Annotated in this window: 18 protein-coding genes; 3 read left to right on the top strand and 15 right to left on the bottom strand. The window is 72.9% G+C overall.

What is annotated here, in order from left to right; all coding sequences use genetic code 11:
- From H958_RS0128085 to rsmB, 7 genes are all read right to left on the bottom strand, one after another.
- Nucleotides 1–720, bottom strand: coding sequence for an ABC transporter ATP-binding protein (locus tag H958_RS0128085; protein WP_028061092.1), 720 nt, complete (start codon nt 718–720; stop codon nt 1–3).
- 75 nt (nt 721–795) lie between these two features.
- The gene (locus tag H958_RS0128080) at nt 796–1,464 is read right to left on the bottom strand and encodes a response regulator transcription factor (protein WP_037411529.1); all 669 of its coding nucleotides are present in this window, start codon (nt 1,462–1,464) and stop codon (nt 796–798) included.
- Nucleotides 1,461–3,206 (bottom strand): sensor histidine kinase, encoded by a 1,746-nt coding sequence (locus H958_RS0128075; protein WP_051324906.1) that lies wholly within the window; start codon nt 3,204–3,206, stop codon nt 1,461–1,463. Before H958_RS0128075 ends, H958_RS0128080 begins: the two co-directional genes overlap by 4 nt.
- Nucleotides 3,203–3,556 (bottom strand): response regulator, encoded by a 354-nt coding sequence (locus tag H958_RS0128070; RefSeq protein WP_037411528.1) that lies wholly within the window; start codon nt 3,554–3,556, stop codon nt 3,203–3,205. The genes H958_RS0128075 and H958_RS0128070 overlap by 4 nt, the downstream gene beginning before the upstream one ends.
- Nucleotides 3,557–3,624: 68 nt before the next feature.
- Nucleotides 3,625–4,293 carry a ribulose-phosphate 3-epimerase gene (gene rpe, locus H958_RS0128065; protein WP_037411526.1) on the bottom strand — a complete coding sequence of 223 codons (669 nt, stop codon included), beginning with the start codon at nt 4,291–4,293 and terminating at the stop codon, nt 3,625–3,627.
- Nucleotides 4,293–4,520 carry a YfgJ family double zinc ribbon protein gene (locus H958_RS0128060; protein WP_028061087.1) on the bottom strand — a complete coding sequence of 76 codons (228 nt, stop codon included), beginning with the start codon at nt 4,518–4,520 and terminating at the stop codon, nt 4,293–4,295. The genes rpe and H958_RS0128060 overlap by 1 nt, the downstream gene beginning before the upstream one ends.
- Entirely contained in the window at nt 4,517–5,941 is a 1,425-nt protein-coding gene (rsmB, locus tag H958_RS0128055; RefSeq protein WP_255325462.1) for a 16S rRNA (cytosine(967)-C(5))-methyltransferase RsmB, read from the bottom strand. Before rsmB ends, H958_RS0128060 begins: the two co-directional genes overlap by 4 nt.
- Before the next feature lie 301 nt (nt 5,942–6,242).
- On the opposite strand from rsmB, the gene H958_RS44205 reads away from it, so the two are divergent.
- Entirely contained in the window at nt 6,243–7,604 is a 1,362-nt protein-coding gene (locus H958_RS44205) for a hypothetical protein (protein WP_028061085.1), read from the top strand.
- Nucleotides 7,605–7,608: 4 nt separating this feature from the next.
- Here H958_RS44205 and H958_RS47895 read toward each other — a convergent pair whose 3' ends face one another.
- From H958_RS47895 to priA, 3 genes are all read right to left on the bottom strand, one after another.
- Nucleotides 7,609–9,264 (bottom strand): formyltransferase family protein, encoded by a 1,656-nt coding sequence (locus tag H958_RS47895; protein ID WP_081686344.1) that lies wholly within the window; start codon nt 9,262–9,264, stop codon nt 7,609–7,611.
- Between the two features lie 38 nt (nt 9,265–9,302).
- Nucleotides 9,303–9,899: a peptide deformylase gene (gene def / locus H958_RS0128040; RefSeq protein WP_028061084.1), complete on the bottom strand. Its 597-nt coding sequence runs from the start codon at nt 9,897–9,899 to the stop codon at nt 9,303–9,305.
- Between the two features lie 98 nt (nt 9,900–9,997).
- Nucleotides 9,998–12,172 carry a replication restart helicase PriA gene (priA, locus tag H958_RS0128035; protein ID WP_051324905.1) on the bottom strand — a complete coding sequence of 725 codons (2,175 nt, stop codon included), beginning with the start codon at nt 12,170–12,172 and terminating at the stop codon, nt 9,998–10,000.
- 279 nt (nt 12,173–12,451) lie between these two features.
- Here priA and H958_RS0128030 point away from each other — a divergent pair, with 279 nt between their 5' ends.
- Nucleotides 12,452–13,264, top strand: a complete 813-nt coding sequence (locus tag H958_RS0128030; protein WP_037411522.1) for a DNA-methyltransferase — start codon at nt 12,452–12,454, stop codon at nt 13,262–13,264.
- Complete coding sequence (galK, locus tag H958_RS40905; RefSeq protein ID WP_037411521.1) at nt 13,255–14,277, top strand: galactokinase; 1,023 nt, start codon at nt 13,255–13,257, stop codon at nt 14,275–14,277. The genes H958_RS0128030 and galK overlap by 10 nt, the downstream gene beginning before the upstream one ends.
- On the opposite strand, the gene H958_RS46915 is transcribed toward galK, so the two are convergent.
- From H958_RS46915 to cmk, 5 genes are read right to left on the bottom strand one after another with little or no spacing between them, the layout of a single operon-like run.
- Nucleotides 14,206–14,610, bottom strand: a complete 405-nt coding sequence (locus H958_RS46915; RefSeq protein WP_156028338.1) for a hypothetical protein — start codon at nt 14,608–14,610, stop codon at nt 14,206–14,208. The genes galK and H958_RS46915 overlap by 72 nt on opposite strands.
- A 3-nt stretch (nt 14,611–14,613) precedes the next feature.
- Entirely contained in the window at nt 14,614–16,260 is a 1,647-nt protein-coding gene (locus tag H958_RS0128015; protein WP_028061081.1) for a sodium:solute symporter family protein, read from the bottom strand.
- A 34-nt stretch (nt 16,261–16,294) separates the two neighbouring features.
- Nucleotides 16,295–17,524 (bottom strand): methionine adenosyltransferase, encoded by a 1,230-nt coding sequence (gene metK, locus H958_RS0128010; RefSeq protein WP_028061080.1) that lies wholly within the window; start codon nt 17,522–17,524, stop codon nt 16,295–16,297.
- A 12-nt stretch (nt 17,525–17,536) separates the two neighbouring features.
- Nucleotides 17,537–18,895, bottom strand: a complete 1,359-nt coding sequence (der, locus tag H958_RS0128005) for a ribosome biogenesis GTPase Der (RefSeq protein WP_028061079.1) — start codon at nt 18,893–18,895, stop codon at nt 17,537–17,539.
- A complete protein-coding gene (cmk, locus tag H958_RS0128000; protein ID WP_028061078.1) occupies nt 18,892–19,515 on the bottom strand; it encodes a (d)CMP kinase in 624 nt (207 codons plus the stop codon). Before cmk ends, der begins: the two co-directional genes overlap by 4 nt.
- Between the last annotated feature and the right edge of the window lie 31 nt (nt 19,516–19,546).

Here is a 19,546-nt window from a genome sequence, read left to right as displayed (position 1 = left end):
TCACGCCACCGCCTTCATGAGATCGAGCACGCCCTCGGCGTCCTGGCCCGCGCCGTCGTGCACGACCTGGCCGTCGTTGAGGACCACGAGCCGGTCCGCCGCCGCGGCCGCCTGCGCGTCGTGCGTGACCATGATCACCGTCTGGCCGAACTCGTCGACCGCCTGGCGCAGCAGCCCGAGGACCTCCTCGGAGGAGTGGGAGTCCAGGTTGCCGGTCGGCTCGTCGGCGAACAGCACCGCGGGACGGTGTACGAGCGCACGCGCCACCGCGACGCGCTGCTGCTGGCCGCCCGAGAGCTCGGCCGGGCGGTGCGTCAGCCGGTCGCCCAGCCCGACGGTCTCGATCAGCTGGTCCAGCCATGCCTGGTCCGGCTTGCGCCCGGCGAGCGTGAGCGGCAGCGTGATGTTCTCCAGCGCCGTCAGGACCGGCACGAGGTTGAAGGCCTGGAAGACGAAGCCGAGCCGGTCGCGCCGCAGGCGCGTGAGGCCGGCGTCGTCGAGCGTCGAGAGCTCCTGCCCGTCGATCACCACGGAGCCCGACGTCGGCCGGTCCAGGCCGGCCAGGAGGTGCATGAGCGTCGACTTGCCCGAGCCCGAGGGGCCCATGATCGCCGTGAACTGCGCGGCGGGGAAGGACAGCGTGACGCCGGCGAGCGCGTGCACCGCGGTTTCGCCCTCGCCGTAGGTGCGGCGCAGGTCCGCCGTCGAGACGATGTTCATGTGCGCAGCATCGCCCGTCGCGCGACCGCGCCGCGTTCGGCCCGCATGTGGGCCGGGGTGGGGTTGACCGGAGCTTTACGCCGCCCGCAGGTATGCGAGCACGGCCAGCACGCGGCGATGGTCCTCCACCGTCGGCGCAAGATCGAGCTTGGAGAAGATCGACGTGACGTGCTTCTCGACGGCGCGCTCGGTGACGACCAGCGCCTCGGCGATCGCCGCGTTGGAGCGCCCCTCGGCCATCAGGCCCAGCACCTGGCGCTCGCGCGCCGTCAGCCCCTCCAGCGGGTCCTCGCGGCGGCGCCGGCCGAGCAGCAGGGCGACGACCTCCGGATCCAGCGCGGACCCTCCGCCGGCGACGCGGCGCACGGCGTCGGTGAACGTGTCTACGTCGGCCACCCGGTCCTTGAGCAGGTAGCCCGTGCTCTCGGTCGACTCCGACAGCAGGTCGAGCGCGTAGGCCTCCTCGACGTACTGGCTGAGCACGAGCACGCCGGTGCCCGGGTGCTCGGCGCGGATGCGGCGGGCGGCGACCAGCCCCTCGTCGGTGTGCGTCGGTGGCATCCGCACGTCGATCACCGCGACGTCGGGCTTGTGGGCGCCGACCTTGCGCATCAGGTCCTCGGCGTCGCCGGCCTGGCCGGCGACGTTGAAGCCCGAGTCCTCGAGCAGGCGGCATAGACCCTCGCGCAGGAGCACGGAGTCTTCGGCGACGACGACCTTCAGTGGGGCTTCGGGGGAAGTCATACGGGGATCTCGGCTCGGAGAATAGTTCCCGCACCGGGTGGAGAGTCGAGCGATAGCCATCCATCGAGTGCGCCGACGCGGTCGGCGAGCCCCTCCAGCCCCGAGCCGCGGGCCGGATCCGCGCCACCTTTGCCGTCGTCGCGCACCTCCACGAGCGCGTGCCCGTCGGCGCGCCGGACCGCCACCGTGGCCTCGTTCGCGTCGGCGTACTTGGCGACGTTCGTGAGCGCCTCGGCGATCACGAAGTAGGCCGCCGCCTCGACCGGCTCCGGCAGCCGCTCGCCGGGGACCTCGACGACCCGGACCGGCAGCGGCGAGCGCACGGCGAGCGCCTCGACGGCGGCTTGGAGTCCGCGATCCGACAGCACCGCGGGGTGGATCCCGCGTGCCAGCTCGCGCAGCTCCTCGAGCGCCCTGGTCAGCTCTTCCTGCGCGGCCGCCACCAGCGTCTCGGCCTGCTCGGGCGCGTCGCGGATCTTGCCGTGCGCCATCCGCAACGTCAGCGAGAGCGCCACGAGCCGCTGCTGCGCCCCGTCGTGCAGGTTGCGCTCGAGCCGCCGGCGCTCGGCCAAGCCCACCTCGACGATCCGGGCGCGGGACGCGTGAAGCTCCTCCAGCCGCGCGCTGAGCGCCGCCTCGAGCCGCTCGTTCTGCACCGCGAGGCCCGCGGCGGTGGCGACCGAGTCCACGATCTCCGGCGTCTCGGACAGGCTCACGTCGTGCACGATCGCGCCGACGCGGCGGCCGTCGAGCTCGACCGGCGTCCACGCCCGATCGGGGTCGCCCCGGCGCGGCAGCTCGGCGGGCCGGCCCTTGCGGTCCACCCAGCGCTCGTCGATCCAGTAGACGAGCTGCAGCGCGCGGTCGTCGAGCGCGTCGGCCAGCAGCCCGCGCAGGCCGTCCGTGCCCGGCGCGTCGCCGAGCCTCCGGAGCAGCGCCCCCACCGCGTCGGCGCGGATGACGCGGGTGCGGAACCCGCCGAGCAGGAAGGCGAACGGCACCGACGCGAACACGACCTGGCTCGCGAGCGCGAGCGCGTTGGAGACGTTGCCGCCGCCCGTGACGGTCGTGGCGCTGAACGTGCCGGCCACGAGCACCATCAGCGCGACGCCGGACCACAGCAGCGGCGCCATCGCGCGGCGCTGCGGCGCCGTCGCGTCGCGCCAGCGCTCGATCAGCACCCACAGCACGTAGACGACGATGCCCGCGGCGAGCGCGTTGACCGCCGCGTCGAGCGCGTTGCCGAGCGTCACGCTGTCGGAGACGTCGATCACCGAGTTCGGGCAGCGGCACTGTTGGTTGCTCTCGTTGAACCCGAACATGAGCGCCGGGACCGGGCCGAGGATCGCGATCGCGTAGCCGCCGGCCGCCAACCGCCGGCGCGACGGCTTCGACACGCGCCCGTCCGGATAGGCGAGCAGCAGGTGCAGGAACGCCGCGAGGTAGACGTTCGAGAGGAGCACCGCGAGCGTGAAGACGGCCGCGCCGTTGGCCGCGGTGAACGCGTTCAGCAGCCACGCGAAGCCGACCCACGTCATCAGCGCGCCGAAGCGGTTCTCCGGGCGCCGCCACCAGACGTAGAGGCCGGTGCCGATCCAGGCCGCGCCGATCGCGAAGCCGAGCGCGGCGATCGCCCCGCGGTGGTCCAGGTGGTCGGATCCGAGGATCAGCGCAGCGCCGAGCAGCCCCAGCAGGAGGGCGGCGAGCGCCAGCATCGCCAGCGCGCGGTTGAGCGAGCTCAAAGGAGCAATTCCTGGACGCGCTCACCGGACAGCTCGGCCTTCGGCACGAAGCCGCGCGCGCCGGAGCGCGACACGAGCGGGCCGAAGTCCGACGAATCGCGGCTCGACACGAGGATCACGGCGGGCGAGTCAGGATGACCCGTGATCCGCGCCGCGACGTCGAAGCCGTCGATGTCCGGGAGTTGCACGTCCAGGAGCACGAGCTGGGGGCGGAGCCGGTTCGCCTCGGTCACGGCGCTGGCGCCGTCGACCGCCTCGCCGACGACCTGGAAGCCCTCGGACTCCAGCAGCACGCGTGCGCTTGCGCGAAAGGAGGGGTGGTCGTCGACGATGAGGACGGTGCAGTCCACGTTCACGATTCTCGTCAGCGCAGGGACTCCTTCACATACGGCTGGCCGTACATGTGCTGAAGCCCCGCTCATCCGGTGAGGGCGGCGCCGATCTCCTTGACCTTCTGGGCAGGGTCGCGGGCGCCGAACACGGCGGTGCCGGCGACGAACACCGTGGCACCGGCCGCGGCGCAGCGCCGCGCGGTTTCCGTGTCGATCCCGCCGTCGACCTCGATCGCGGGATCCGGCCCGAGCAGCGTGCGCAGGCGCTCGAGCTTGGCGATCGAATGCTCGAGGAACCGCTGGCCGCCCCAGCCGGGGTTGACGGTCATGCAGAGGACCATGTCGAGGTCCCCGGCAAGCTCGCTTGCAGCCTCGACCGGCGTGCCCGGGTTGAGCGCCAGCGACGCCAGGCAGCCCGCGTCGCGCACCGACTGCAGCGCGTATTGCACGTGCGGGGTCGCCTCGGCGTGGACGGTGATCGAGTCCGCGCCGCCCTGCGCGAACGCCTCGATCTGGCGCTCGGGGCGCTCGATCATCAGGTGCACGTCGACGGCCGCGCCGGCGGCATGGACCTGCTCGGCGATCGCCTCCACGGCGAGCGGGCCCATCGTGATCGGCGGGACGAAGTGCCCATCCATCACGTCGACGTGGATGACCTTGGCGCCGCCCGCGAGCACGGTCGCGACCTGCTCGGCGAGGCGGCCGAAGTCGGCGGCGAGGATCGAGGGCGCGACGCCCTTCAGCGGCTCGCGCATCAGATCGGCGTCAGCATCGAGGCCTGGCAGTGGCCGCAGATGTACAGCGCGGTGTTGGACATGCGGACGATCGTGGAGTGCTCGCCGCAGTTCGGGCAGACGGAGCGCAGCTCGAAGCGCTGCAGGCAGTTCACGCAGCGGTAGCGGCCCGGGAGGTTGGTCGGCCGCAGCCAGGGCTCGTGGCAGGAGGGGCAGATTGCCCCCAGATCGACGTCGGGGGTCGTCACCGGCGGGTCAGCCTCGCGATGAAGAAGCCGTCGGTCCTGTCGCGGTGTGGGAGCGTCTGGAGGGCGAGCGGCATGGTGGGATGCTTCCACGCCGGCACGTCACGTGTCAGGTCGCTCGCCTCGAACTCCGCGTGCGAGGCCAGGAAGGCCTCCACGACGCGCTCGTTCTCGGCGGGCGAGATCGTGCAGGTGGAGTAGACCAGGCTACCGCCCGGGCGGACGGCCTCCGCTCCGGCCGCCAGGATCCGGCTCTGGAGCTCCTGCAGCGCCTGCGGCCGGCCGGCCTTGCGCCAGCGCGCGTCGGGTCGCGACGCGAGCGTGCCGAGGTCCGAGCACGGCGGGTCGACGAGCACGCGGTCGTACGCCTCGCGCTCCTGCGGCTGCGACGCGTCGCCGGTGCGGACCTCGACGATGCTCGCGCCCATGCGGCGCGCGGTGCGGCGCAGTGCCTCGGCGCGGCCGGCGTGGCGCTCGACCGCGACGATCTCGCCTTCGTTGCGCATCAGCTCGGCGAGGTGGGTCGTCTTGCCGCCGGGCGCGGCGCACAGGTCGAGCACGCGCTCGCCGGGCGCCGGTGCGAGCGCGCGCGCGACGGCCATCGCCGCGCGCGACTGCGGCATGAACAGGCCCTGTTCCCACTCGGGGCTCGAGAACGCGTCGAACGGCGCGTCGAGGATCAGCGCCTCGCCGTCGACGTGCGCGGGCAGGCGCGCTGCAAGATCCGTTGCGGTCGTGCGCAGTGCGTTGGGACGCAGGACCGCCTCCGCGGGGCGGTTGTCGGCCTCCATCAGCGCGCGCGCCTGGTCAGGGCCGAGCGCGTCGAACCACAGCCGTGCGATCCACTCCGGGTGCGAGTGCTTGAGCGCAGCCTGCTCGGGCGTCGCGTCGGGCAGGGCGGCGACGATCCGGCGCGCCTCGCGCGCGGCGCGCCGCAGGACGGCGTTCACGAGCCCCGCGCCGCGCGGCGCGTCTGCCTTGGCGAGCTCGACGGACTCGCTGACCGCCGCATGCGGCGGGACGCGATCGAGGAAGACGAGCTGGAAGACGCCGAGGCGCAGGGCGGCGAGGACCGGCGGGTCGAGCTTCGCCGCCGGCCGCCGGGACAGGCGCTCGATCACGTGATCGAGCGTCGCGGCGCGCTGGACCGTGCCGTACGCGAGCTGCGTCGCGAGCGCGCGCTCGCGCGCGTCGAGGCGCAGTCGCCGGGCCTCGCCGTGCAGCGCCCGGTCGGCCCACGCGTCCTGCTCGAACACGCGCCGCACGACCGCGTAGGCGACCGCGCGCGCGGTGCCGGATCTGGGTTGCTCCCCTGATTGCGCGGGTACCGCCGACGCGCCAGCCTTTACGTGAGGCCGCCGTTCTGATTGGGTGTGCGCGTCGACGTTCGAATGCTCCGCCAGGGGGGCGGGGCCGCGCCCCACGGACGACGACGATTCGCCCGCCTCGTACAGAGGTCCGTTTTCCGGTCCCAGTCTCAAGTTCTCGAAGTCGGCTGCAACCAGCCGTTTTGCAGGATGCTCAAACGTTCGTCCAGAACAGCTTCAATCGGCTCAATCTCGTCGAACCGGGCTAATGGAACCCGTACAACATGCCGACACTGGCCACGGAAGGGGAAGCCAGATCATGTTGGACACTGACATTCAGAGGGCACAGATAGCGCGCACGACGCGCCCTTCGGCCCTGGGAGACCTTCGTCTCGCAGGCACCGTCGCCACCGGCCTGGTGGCCGGCACGCTCGGCCTGGGCGCGCTCGCCGCGCCGCTGGTCGGCTGGAAGGATTGGCCCTCGGGGCTGCAGGCGTCTGAGCAGGCGGGGACCGCGAAGCTGGCTCATCCGGCGATCGCCAAGGCTCCTCGCGGGAAGTCTCCCGTGCGCAATGGCAAGGGCGCCGCCGGCACGGCGACGCCGCTCCCGGGCGGCGCGACGGCGCTGGCCGGCCTGACGCTGAGCACTCCCGCGGGATCGCCGGTCCTCGGCACCGGCGGCATCACGCTCGGCGGTGGCGGCGGTTCGGCGAACGAGCGGCCGCGCGTGCAGCGCAGGTCGACGAACATCGAGGTCCACGCGTCCCCCTCGACGGACAGCGGGCAGTTCGCGACCCCCGGCTTCAACCCGCCGGACATAACCGACACCGACCAGGACGGCACGCCCGACTTCGTCGAGCCGACCCAGGGCATGAATCCGTCCGACCCAACTGACGGGAATGCCGACGTCGGCAACGGGCTGACAAAAAGCGTCTGGGTCAAGATCGCCAATGCGCAGCTGCCCACGGCGGACAGCAACCATGACGGCGTGGTCGACGGCACCGACGACTCCGATGGCGACGGCATCTCCAACGCCGACGAAGAGAGCCTCGGCACCGACGCCTGGAACGCGGACACCGACGGCGACGGCACTCCCGACGGCGACGACGACGCCAACGGCGACGGCCTTCCGGACAAGACGATCTCCGCGCCGCCCGCCCCGCCGACCGACACCGGCGACACCACGGTGCCGGCGACCGATCCGTCGGTCACGCCGCCCGCCGATCAGCCGCAGGAGGACCCCGGGACGACGCAGCCCGACGCGCCGGCCGCCACGCCCGAGGTTCCGGTCGAGACGCCGCAGACGCCGGCCGATCCGCCCGCGCCCGTCGGCGACGGCACGACGCCGGCCGATCCCGCGCCCGCGCCGGCTCCGGAGCAGCAGGCGCCCGAGGTCTCCGCCCCGGCGCCCGACCAGCCCACCAGCGCGCCCGAGCCGACGTCCGAGACGCCGCCGGCCGATTCCGACCCGGCGCCTGAGGCGGACGCCCCCGACGCGCCGGCTCCGGCTCCGGCCGAGGAGGCTGCGCCCAAGCCGGCCGCCGCGGAGTCCGAGCCCGCCGCTCCCGCTCCCAAGCCCGCGGCTCCCGCTCCGGCGCCCGCGGCTCCCGCTCCGGCGCCTCCGGCTCCGGCGCCCGCGCCCCCCGCTCCGGCCCCCGCGCCTCCGGCTCCGGCTCCCGCTCCCGCCGAGGCTCCGGCGCCCGCCGCGGCCGCGGCCGCGACGCCCGCCGCTCCGGCCGAGCCCGCCGCCGCCGATCCGGCCGCCACGCCGGCCTGGTAGCCCTCTACGTGAACCGTTCGAAGCGGTCGTCGTCCTCGGCGAGGACGGCGGCCGTCTCGTTCAGCAGCCTGCGCGTGTAGACGTCGTCGCGGCCGGGGTGCTCGAGCACGTCGAGCGCGGCGTCCCGGACGCGCGCGTCACGCCGCAGCGCGAGGCCGTGGATCGCCTCCAGCCGCGTGTCGCGATCCTCGTCGTCGACGCGGGCGGCGAGCGCGTCGCGCAGCTCGGGCGTGTCCAGCTCGGCGAGCGTGCCGAGCGCGAACGTCGCCCAGTCGCGCACGTCGGCGTCGGCGTCGCGCGAGAGCGCGATCAGCGCCCCCAGCGAGCCGTCCGCGGCGCGGCCACCGAGCGCGAACGCGACGCCCTCGCGCACGCGTGCGTCCGGATGGTCGCGCTGCGCCAGCAGCCAGTCCTGCCCGTAGGGCTCGCCGAGATGGCCGAACCCGCACGCGATCGCCTCCAGCACGACGGGGTCGTGCTCGCGGACCGCCATCGCCGACAGCGCCGCCGCCTGCTCGCCGGGGTACGCCGGCACCTCGGCGCCGAGCTGGCCGAGCAGGTACGCCGCGAGGCTGCGTACGCCGGGGTCGGCGTCGCGGGCGCGCGCGGTCAGCGCGTCGAGCACGTCGCGCCCGCCGCGCACGGCGAGCGCGCTGACGTACGGGTACCACTCGCGATCGTCGTCACGCCACTCCTGCACCGCGAGCTCGAGCAGCTCCGCAAGGTCGCGGTCGGGCAGCGCGGGATCGAGCCGGAACGTCGTCAGCGCCGGATCGGGGCGGCCGCGCAGCCACTCGCCGGCGCTCATCGGGCGGCCGCCGGGCGGGCGGATCCGCGTCAGCTCGAGCGCGCCGCCGAGGCAGTCGAGCAGCAGCCGATCGCCCTCGGTGCGCACGAGTCCGCCGGCGGGCGCGCGTGTCGGGCCGTCGACGCGCGCGGCGATGACGCCGAGGAAGCTGCCGTCGGGCAGCGGGAGGCGGGCGCCGATGTGCGGCCTGAGCGCGCGCACGCGGCGCTCCTCCTCCTCAGGCGGGCGCGTCGGATCCAGTGCGCGGTCGCGGGCGGTGATCTTCTGCGCGTACGTCACGCCGGCCTCGTCCTGCTCACGCGGGACGGGGCGCTCGTCGAGCGCCCGGACCAGGAGCTCGGCGCCGATCGTCTCCAGCCTGGCGGCAAGTGACGCGTAGTCGTCCTCAGGCGTGATCGGCGTGCGCTCCTGCAGGTAGACGGGGCCGGAGTCCCAGCCCGCGGTCACGCGCATGATCGAGACGCCGGTCTCCGCGTCGCCGGCCATGATCGCGCGCTCCAGCGGCGCCGCGCCGCGCCAGCGCGGCAGCAGCGACGGGTGCACGTTGATCATCTCGTAGTCCGAGAGCAGCGGCTCCTTGATCAGGACCCCGTAGGCGCAGGTCGTGAGGACCTCTGGCCGCGCCGCGGCGATCCGCTCGAGGATCTCCGGCGCGTGCAGCTGCTCGGGCTGGATGACGTCGATGCCGAGCTCGCGCGCGACGGTCGCCACCGGCGGGGGAAGGAGCCGCCGCCCGCGCCCCTGGGGGCGGTCGGGACGCGTGACGACCAGCTGCGGCCGGTGGGCGCTGTCGGCCAGGCGCCGCAGCACCACGGCCGCGAACTCCGAGGTGCCGAGGTAGACGTTGCGCAACTAGCGGTTCGGGACGTGGCTGTCCGCGCCGGCGGGCACTACGCGGCCGCGCGCGGCTCGAGCGCCTCGCGCAGCGCGCGCATCGCCTGCTTGCGCTGGTCGCGCGACGTGCGGTCGAGGATCAGGACGCCGTCAAGATGGTCGATCTCGTGCTGGATCACGCGCGCCTCGAGCCCCGACGCCTCGACGGTGATCGGCGCGCCGCGCTCGTCCTGGGCGCGCACGCGCACGTGGACCGGCCGGTCGACCTCGACGGCGACGCCGGGCAGCGACAGGCAGCCCTCCTCCGCGCTCTCGGTCTCCTTGCTCGACCACTCGATGACGGGGTTCGCGAGCGCGGCGATCACGCCCTCCATCTCGGTCCGGTAGACGAGCAGCCGGTGCACCACGCCCACCTGCGTGGCCGCAAGGCCGATGCCGTAGGCGTCGTGCATCAGCCGGCCCATGCGCCGGACCTCGTCGACCAGCGACGCGTCGAACTGCTCGATCTCCAGCGCCCGGGCGCGCAGCACGGGATCGCCGTACTTGCGCACGTGCTTGAGGGCGGCCTCGCGGCGCGCGCGCGTCTCGGGGTCGAGCCGCTCCTGCGGCTCGGCGACCTGCCCGTGCGCCTCGGTGTGGACGTCGTCCGACATCGCCGATGGAGTTTATTGCGGTTTCGCCCTCCCTTCGTCGAGACGCGCGAGACGGCGCTGCCGGCACGGCCCTCGGTCTCGCCGGACTCCGTGCGACGTCACACGGGGTCCACGTCCACGCTGAAGTTCACCTGCTTGAGCTCCTTCGCGCGCGCGGCGGCCTCCACGGCGGCGCCCGTCGCCGCGATCGCGGCCGGCCGCTCGGTGGTCTTGAGCACGACCTGGAAGCGCTCGCGCTGGCGCAGGCGGAACAGCGGCGCGGGACCGAGCAGCTCGGTGCCGTCCGACGTGCTCTCCGCGATCGCCTCGGCGACGCGCGCGGCGGCGGCGCGGGCCGGCTCGGCGTCGAGGGCGCTGCAGATGATGCGCACGAGGTCGGTGAACGGCGGGTAGCGCAGCGCTCTGCGGCGCTCGAGCTCGCCCTTCAGGAAGCCGTCGGAGTCGTGCGCGGCCGCGGCCTGGATGCTCGCCGCGTCCGGTGTCGAGGTCTGCACCAGCACGCGGCCGCCGCGCGGGCCGCGGCCGGCCCGGCCGGCGAGCTGCGCGATCAGCGCGAACGTGCGCTCCTCGGCGCGGAAGTCGGGGAAGCGCAGGGTGCTGTCGGCGTCGAGCACGACGCCGAGCGTCACGTCGGGGAAGTCGTGCCCTTTCGCGACCATCTGCGTGCCGAGCAGGACGCCGCGCTCGGCGGCGTGGAAGCGCGCGAGCAGCTTGGGGACGGCGTCCTTGGTCGCGGCCGTGTCGGCGTCGAGCCGGAAGACCGGCACGTCGAGCGCGCCCGCCAGCTCGGCCTCGACGCGCTCGGTCCCGGCGCCGTGGCGGGTGACCGAGAGCGAGCCGCAGTGGTCGCAGCGCTGGGGAACGCGGTCGCGGTGGCCGCAGTGGTGGCACGCGAGGAACCCGCCGGCGCGGTGCAGGACGAGCGCGACGTCGCAGTTCGGGCACTCCCACGCCTTGCCGCAGCTGCGGCACGTGAGGAAGTTCGACCAGCCGCGGCGGTTGAGCAGCACGATCGACTTGTGCGCCGAGCCCAGCGCCCGGCGCGTCTCGGGGTGCAGCGCGTGCTGCGCGTCGCGCATGTCGAGCACGCGGACCGGCGGCAGGGCCTGCGCGCCGCCCACGCGCTCGCGCAGGCGGACGCGGGTGACGGCGTGCGCCGTCTCCGGGCGCGGTGTCGCCGAGCCGAGCAGGAGCCGTGCGTGCGAGTATGCCGCGCGGAACTCGGCGACGTGGCGGGCGTCGTAGCGCGGGTCGCCCTCGTGCTTGTAGGAGGCGTCGTGCTCCTCGTCGACGACGATCAGGCCGAGCCGCTCGACGGGCGCGAAGACGGCCGAGCGCGGGCCGACCGCGATCCGCGCCTCGCCGGAGCGCAGCCGGCGCCACTCGTCGTAGCGCTCGCCCTCGCTCAGCGCGGAGTGCAGGAGCGCGACGGTGTCACCGAAGCGGGCGGCGAAGCGCGCGACGGTCTGGGGCGTGAGCGCGATCTCGGGCACGAGCACGATCACGCCCTCGCCCCGCTCGAGCGCCGCCGCGGCGGCGCGCAGGTAGACCTCCGTCTTGCCCGAGCCGGTCACGCCGTGCAGCAGCCGCGCCTCGCCGGGCGCCTCCTCGATCACGCGCAGCGCCTGCGCTTGAGCGGCCGTGAGCTCGACGGGCCGGTCGGGCGCCGGGTTCATGCGCGGCGCGCGGCGCGCGATCCGCTCCGTGATCGTCACGAGCCCGCGCTTCTCGAGCCGCCGCAGCGCGGCGAGATCGTCCCTCGCGGGACCGGGAAGGCGCGCCAGCAGCGCGCGCTGGTTGTCATTGAGCCGCCCGTCGGCGCCGCTCGCCTCCGCCCACAACAGCGTCCTGGTCTTGCCGGGCGGCGGCGCGACCAGGCTCAGCGCGCGCGCCGGAGTCGAGCAGTACTCGGCCGCCATCCACAGCGCGAGCTCCACGAGATCGGCGGGGATCGAGTCGCCCCGGACCTTGGTCGGCGTCTGGAGCCGCTCCTCGGCGAGGTCGGAGCTCTCGGCCAGCTCCACCACGACGCCGTCGAGCGCCTGATGCCCGAACGGCACGCGCACGATCGAGCCGACCTCGACGGGCTGCTCGGGGAGCAGGTAGTCGAAGGGGCCCGTCAGCCGGCGGGTGGTGGTCAGGGGCTCGATGCGCGCGATCACGGGCGGCGAGTGACGATAGGCGCGAGGGCGGTCGTTGCCGGGGGCACGCGCGCCGGCCGCGGGCGGGCGCGCGAACAGCAGGAGCACCTGGCCGCGCGGCTCCCGGGCCACACCGAAAAGCGGCGTGGTCGAGAAGTGGCGCTGTACGCGACTAAGCGACCACACGTGAAACCGGGGCAACGGACCCACCCCCTCGATGCCCGCCGTTCGCGATCACGCCGCCCCGGGGAGCACGGCGACGCGCCGCCGCGCCGGGGAGACGCAGCGACGCGGCTCGGCGGCGCGCGCCCGCCACCGCCGCCGGACCGCCCGGTACGCTCGATCGATGCCCGCCGCCGGGACCGTCGCCGCCCTCGCCGGACCGTGTCGCACGCCCGTGGGCGCGCGCTGATGGAGGGCGTGGTCCTCGGGGACAACCTGCCGCTCCTGCGGGAGCTGCCGGACGGCTACGCGCAGATGGCCTACGCCGACCCGCCGTTCAACACCGGCCGCACCCAGACACGGCGCAGCCTCCAGACCGTCGGTGCGGGCGAGGATGGCGACCGGACCGGATTCGGCGGCCGCCGCTACGCGACGAAGCTGCTCGGCGAGTCCTCCTACCGCGACACGTTCGACGACTACCTCGGCTTCCTCGAGCCGCGCCTGGTCGAGCTGCGCCGGATCCTCCACCCCACCGGCACGCTGTACCTGCACCTCGACTACCGCGAGGCGCATTATGTGAAGCTGCTGCTCGACGAGATCTTCGGCCGCGAGTGCTTCCTCAACGAGCTCATCTGGGCATACGACTACGGCGCCAAGCCGCGCCGCAAGTGGCCGCAGAAGCACGACACGATCCTCGTCTACGTCAAGGACCCGCGCGGCTACCACTTCGACAGCGAGGCGGTGGACCGCGAGCCGTACATGGCGCCCGGCCTGGTCACGCCCGAGAAGCAGGCCAAGGGCAAGCGCCCCGTCTCCGTGATGTGGCACACGATCGTCTCCCCCACCGGACGCGAGAAGACCGGCTACCCCACGCAGAAGCCGGAGGGCCTGCTCCGGCGCTTCGTGCAGGCGTCCTCGCGCCCTGGCGACCTCTGCCTGGACCCGTTCGCCGGCTCCGGCACGCTCGGCGCCGTCGCCGCCAAGCTCGGCCGCCGCTACCTGCTGATCGACGAGAGCCCGGAGGCCGCCCGGGTCATGCGCGAGCGTCTGGGATGCCCGTGACCGCCCGCGGCCCCGGCCGCGTGAACCTGATCGGCGAGCACACCGACTACAACGGCGGCCTCGCGCTGCCCTTCGCCATCGCCCGCGGCGTCACCGTGACGGCCGAGCCGATCGCGGACGGCATCGAGGCCGAGGCGCTCGACCTCGGCGAGACCGACGCCTTCCCGCTCGGCAACCGCGAGCCCGAGAGCGGCTGGCGCGCGTTCACGCGCGGGATCGTCGCCGAGCTGCAGGACGCCGGCTACGGGCTCAAGCCGGCCCGGCTGACCATCGAGGGCGACGTCCCGCGCGGCAGCGGGCTCAGCTCCTCGGCCGCCCTCTCCACCGCCCTGGCACTCGCGCTGCTCGGGCTCGCGGACCTCGCCCCGCCCGAGGACCTCCGCCACCTCGCGAAGCTCTGCTCGCGCGTCGAGAACGAATGGGTCGGCCAGAACACCGGCCTGATGGACCAGCTCGCCGCCCTCCTCGGCTCCGACGACCACGCGCTGCGGATCGACTTCCGCAGCCTCGAGGTGCGCGAGGTCCCGCTCGAGCTCGGCGACTGGCGGCTCGTGACCGTAGACTCCGGCGCCAGCCATACGCTCGCCGCCTCCGGCTACAACGAGCGCCGCGCCGAGTGCGAGCAGGCCTGCGAGCGGCTCGGCATCGCGACCCTGCGCGAGGCGACCGAGGCCGATCTCGAGCGGCTGGACGGCACGCTGAACAAGCGCGCCCGCCACGTGCTGACCGAGAACGCGCGCGTCGACGCGATGGTGGAAGCGCTCCGCGGTGGCGACCTCGAGCAGGCCGGCCGCCTGCTCGACGCCTCGCACGCGAGCCTGCGCGACGACTATGAGGCCTCGGTGCCCGAGGTCGAGGCGACCGTGGCCCGGTTGAAGGAGCTGGGAGCCGCCGGCGCGCGCATGGTCGGCGGTGGCTTCGGCGGCTCCGTGCTCGCGCTCCTACGTCCCGGCTCCGCCCTCCCCGCCGGTGCGATCGCGGTCACGCCGGGTCCCGCCGCTGCGCTGGTGTGACGCCAGGGCGGCGGCGTCGACGCCGCGCGGCGCCGCCCGGGCGGGATACTCGCCGCCCTCCTCCTCGGCGGCGTCGGCGAGCTGCTCCCCGAGCGGGCGCGTGAGCGCCCAGGCGATGAAGAACAGCCCGAGGAGGAGCATGCCGATCCCGGCCCACAGGTTGATGTTGATCCCGGCGGCCTTGTTGGCCTCGGCCTCGCTGTCGGTCGCCCCGAGGATGATCAGCAGGATCCCCCAGGCGGTGAACAGCCCGCCGATGATGCGGCGCAGGTCGAACAGGTTCGCGGCACGCGCGGCGCGGCGGGACGTCGATGGTGCTTGCTCAGTGGACATCTCTCACCAGAAGACGATCGTCAGGATGGCGGCGCCGACGAGCACGGAGCTGCCGAGCAGCTTCGGCGACTCCCACCATCGGTGGCTGACCTCGATGCTCTCGTCGACGTTGGCCATGCCGTAGACCAGCCCCTGCAACTCCTCCACGGGCTTGGGCTGCGTGCGCAGCGTGACCAGCACGGTGACGATCGCGTCGACCACGAACGCCAGGCCGGCCCCCCACATCGACTCGGCGAGATCGGACCCGAAGGAGATCACGCCCGTCTTGTAGAGGACGAACGTCGCGGCCGCCGTGAACGTGCCCGCGACCAGCCCCCACAACCCCGCGGCGGGTGTCATCCGCTTCCAGAACATGCCGATGATGAACGTGGCGAACAACGGCGCGTTGAAGATCGAGAACAGCGCCTGCAGGTAGTTCATGAGGTTGGAGTACGAGGACGCGATCAACGCCGTGAGGATGCTGATCGCGATGCCGCCGATCGTCGCGACGCGGCCGAAGCTCACGTACCAATGGTCCGACTGGCCGGGCTTGAAGTACGGCTCGACGAGGTCGGTCGTGACGACCGTGTTGAACGCGCTGACGTTCGCCGCCACCCCCGCCATGAACGAGGCCATCAGGCCGGTGAGCGCGATCCCGAGCATGCCGTTGGGCAGGTACTTGTTGATCAGCAGCGGGATCGAGTTGTTGTACTGCAGGTTCTCACCCGTCCCGAGATGCGGGATCACGACCAGCGCGATCGCGCCCGGCAGGATCATGACGAAGGGCAGGAACAGCTTCGGGACCGCGCCGATCAGCGGCGTGCGCTCGGCCGCCGACAGGTTCTTGGCCGACAGGGCGCGCTGGACCTCGGCGAAGTTCGTCGTCCAGTAGCCGAACGCGAGCACGAAGCCGAGGCCGAACACGATGCCGATCCACGAGACGCCGATCGGGTTGTCGACGCTGCCGACCCCGGTCCCGTGCAACGCGTGCAGGCCCGCCTCACCGACCTTGGTGCCCTTGAACTTGTCCTGCAGCCCGGTCCAGCCGCCGACGTCGTGCAGACCGACGATCGCGATCGGGATCAGCGCCGCGAGGATCACGAAGAACTGCAGCACCTCGTTGTAGATCGCCGACGACAGGCCGCCGAGCGTGATGTAGACCGCGACGATGACCGCCGCCACGATGATGCCGGCGATGATCGGCCAGCCCAGCAGGAACTTCAGGACCAGCGCCAGCGCGTACAGGTTCACGCCGGCGATCAGGATCGTCGCCAGGGCGAACGTCCACGAGTTGAACTGGTGCGCGGCCGGATTGAACCGCTGGAGCAGGTACTCAGGGACCGAGCGGACCTTCGAGCCGTAGTAGAACGGCATCATCACGAGGCCGAGGAAGACCATGGCCGGGATCGCGCCGATCCAGTAGTAGTTGACCGTCGCGACGCCGTACTGGGCGCCATTGGCCGCCATCCCGAGCACCTCCGTGGCGCCCAGGTTGGCCGAGATGAACGCGAGGCCGGTGATCCATGCCGGCAGAGAGCGCCCCGACAGGAAGTAGTCGAGGCTGCTCTTGATGTAGCGCTTGGCAGCGAAGCCGACGCCGAGGACGACGGCGAAGTACGCGATGACGATCGCGTAATCGATGAAGTTGGTGTCCAGCCGTATTTGGTTCAAGTGGGACCTCCCTCGGAGGCCCCACTACCCCGTTTTACGCGACTTCAGCAGCCGCGAGGCCGGCGGCCTCACGGAGAGCGGCGGCCTTGTCGGTCCGCTCCCAGGTGAAATCGTGGTCCTCGCGCCCGAAGTGACCGTAAGCCGCCGTCTTCTGGTAAATCGGCCTGTGGAGGTCTAGATAGGCGCGGAACGCGCCCGGGCGCAGGTCGAAGAACTCGTTCACGAGGGCGGCGATGCGGCCGCGGCCGATCTTCTCGGTGCCGAATGTCTCGATCATGACCGAGACCGGGTGCGCGACGCCGATCGCGTACGCGACCTGGACCTCGGCGCGGTCGGCCAGGCCCGCGGCGACGACGTTCTTCGCCACGTAGCGGGCCGCGTACGCCGCCGAGCGGTCCACCTTGCTCGGGTCCTTGCCCGAGAAGGCGCCGCCGCCGTGGCGCGCCATGCCGCCGTAGGTGTCGACGATGATCTTGCGCCCGGTCAGGCCGGCGTCGCCGACCGGCCCGCCGATCACGAAGCGGCCCGTCGGGTTGACGAGGAAGTTCTTGCGCAGCTTGTCGGCGTCGTAGAGGTCCTTCGGCAGGATCGGCTCGACGACGTGCTCCCAGAGATCGTCCGGGATCAGCGACTCGGCGCCCTCCTTGTGCTGCGTCGAGATCAGCAGCTTCTCGATCTCGACCGGCCGGCCGTCGGCGTAGCGGACGGAGACCTGGGTCTTGCCGTCGGGACGCAGGTACGGGACGACCTCGGCCTTGCGCACGTGCGCGAGGCGCGCGGCCAACTTGTGTGCGAGCGAGATCGGCAGCGGCATCAACTCGTCCGTCTCATTGGACGCGTAGCCGAACATCATCCCCTGGTCACCGGCGCCGGCGACGTCGAGTGCATCGTCGTCGGAGGCGTCGGTGCGCGCCTCGTAGGCCTTGTCGACGCCCTGGGCGATGTCGGGCGACTGCTTGTCGATCGCGTTGATGACCGCGCACGAGTCGGCGCTGAAGCCGAGGTCGGCGTCCGTGTAGCCGATGTTGCGGATCGTCTCGCGGACGATGTCCTGGATGTCGACGTACGTCGTCGTCGAGATCTCGCCGGACACGACGACGAGGCCGGTGTTCACCAGCGTCTCGCACGCCACGCGGCCGGTCGGGTCGTCACGCAGCACGGCGTCGAGGACGCCGTCGGAGATCTGGTCGGCGACCTTGTCCGGGTGCCCCTCGGTGACGGATTCGGAGGTGAACAGGTACTCGTTGTCGGACAGCTGGCTCATTGGGCAGAGAGCCTAGCGGCTTTCACGGGTTCCCCGTCCCGGGCGTTCGTTGAAGTCGATGATCACCGGTACGCCTTCCAGTCCGTAGCGCTCGCGCAGCCGGTTCTCGACGAAGTACGCGTAGTCGCGCGTGACGCGCTTGCGCGAGTTGACCTGGATCGCGAAGCGGGGCGGGCTGGTGCCGATCTGCGCGATATAGAGCATTTTCAGCCGGTGGCCCTGCTTGGCCGGCGGCTGGCGAGCGGCCACGACGTCGGCCAGGAAGCGATTGAGCTCGGGCGTCGGGATGCGGTGCGAGGCGCGGTCGGCGATCGAGAGCGCCTCCTGCAGCAGCCGCTGGATGTGGCGGCCGGTCTTCGCCGACGCCGTGAGCACCCGCGGCCGCAGCCGCAGCTTCTGGTTCACGCGCGCGCGCTCGCGGTCGAGCTCGGCCGCGCCGACGCCCCCGCCCGGCCCGAGCGGCTCGCCCTCGCCGCCGGTGACGTCCCACTTGTTCAGCACCAGCGCGGTCGCGCAGCCGGACTTCATCGCCAGATCGGCGATCCGCAGATCCTGCGCCGTGACCCCGTCCTGGGCGTCGCAGACCACGAGCGCGACGTCGGCGCGCTCGGCGGCGCGCTGCGAGCGCAGCGTCGTGTAGTACTCGACCGACTCGCTGACCTTCGCCTGGCGCCGGATGCCCGCGGTGTCGATCAGCAGCAGCGGGCGGCCGTCGACCTCGATCGGGGTGTCGATCGCGTCGCGCGTCGTGCCGGCGACGTCGGACACGATCACGCGCTCGCGGCCGAGGAAGGCGTTGACGAGCGAGGACTTGCCGACGTTCGGGCGCCCGATGACGGCGAGCCGGACGAGATCGGGGTCCTCCTCGGGCGCCTCGTTCTCGTCGCCGAGCAGATCGACGAGGCGGTCCAGCAGGTCGCCGGTCCCGAGCCCCTGGGACGCCGAGACGGCGAGCGGCTCCCCGAACCCGAGGCCGTGGAAGTCGTGCGCGAGCGCGAGCTGCTCCGGCGAGTCGACCTTGTTCGCCGCGAGCACCACCGGCACCTCGCCCTTGCGCAGGATGTCGGCGATCTCGTAGTCGCCGGGGCGGATCCCCGCACGCGCGTCGACGACGAACAGCGCCACCTGCGCGTCCGCGAGCGCGGCCTTGGCCTGGTCCTGGATGGACACGGCGAGCGGGTCCTCGTCGTCGAGGTCGACGCCGCCGGTGTCGATCAGCGTGAAGTGGCGCCCGTTCCAGTCGGTCGCAAGCTCCTTGCGGTCGCGCGTGATCCCGGGCCGCTCATGGACGACCGCCTCGCGCGACTGCGTGAGGCGGTTGACGAGCGAGGACTTTCCGACGTTCGGATAGCCGACGACCGCGACCTTCATGCGCCGACCTCCTTGGCCTCGGTCACAAGGGTCGCGATCTGCTCGATCACCTGGTCGAGGCTGAGCTCGGTCGTGTCGACGGGCGTGGCGTCGTCAGGCGCCTCGAAGATCGAGCGGTTCGCCGACGAGTCGCGCTCGTCGCGCTCCGCCTGGTCGGCGAGGATCGTCGCGTAGTCGCCGCCGGTCTGCTCGGCGCGGCGCCGCGCGCGCTCCTCGGGCGCCGCCGTGAGGAAGACCTTCACCTCAGCGTCCGGCGCGACCACGGTGCCGATGTCGCGTCCTTCGGCGACCCAGTCGCCGGTCGCCATGATCGCCTGCTGCTGCTTGACGAGGGCGGCCCGGACGTCCGGGTCGGCGGCGACCTTCGACGTCGCCGCCGTCACCTCGGGGGTGCGGATCGCGTCCGTGACGTCACGGCCGTCGAGGATCACGCGGTCGCCGAGCTGCAGGTCCATGCGCGCCGCCGCCTCGGCGGGCGGCTCGCCGGACTGCTGGGCCGCCAGCGCGACGGCACGGTACATCGCCCCCGTGTCGAGGTAGGTGAAGCCGAGGCGCTCCGCGACGGCGCGCGCGACGGTCGACTTGCCGGTCCCCGCGGGACCGTCGATGGCGATGACCATGTCGCTGAGACTAGAAGGCGGGGTGCAGCAC

Source organism: Candidatus Solirubrobacter pratensis (genome assembly GCF_000425945.1).
Lineage (GTDB): Bacteria > Actinomycetota > Thermoleophilia > Solirubrobacterales > Solirubrobacteraceae > Solirubrobacter > Solirubrobacter pratensis.
Note: the sequence above shows the minus strand (reverse complement) of the source record. Positions and strands in the feature narration are given on the sequence as shown.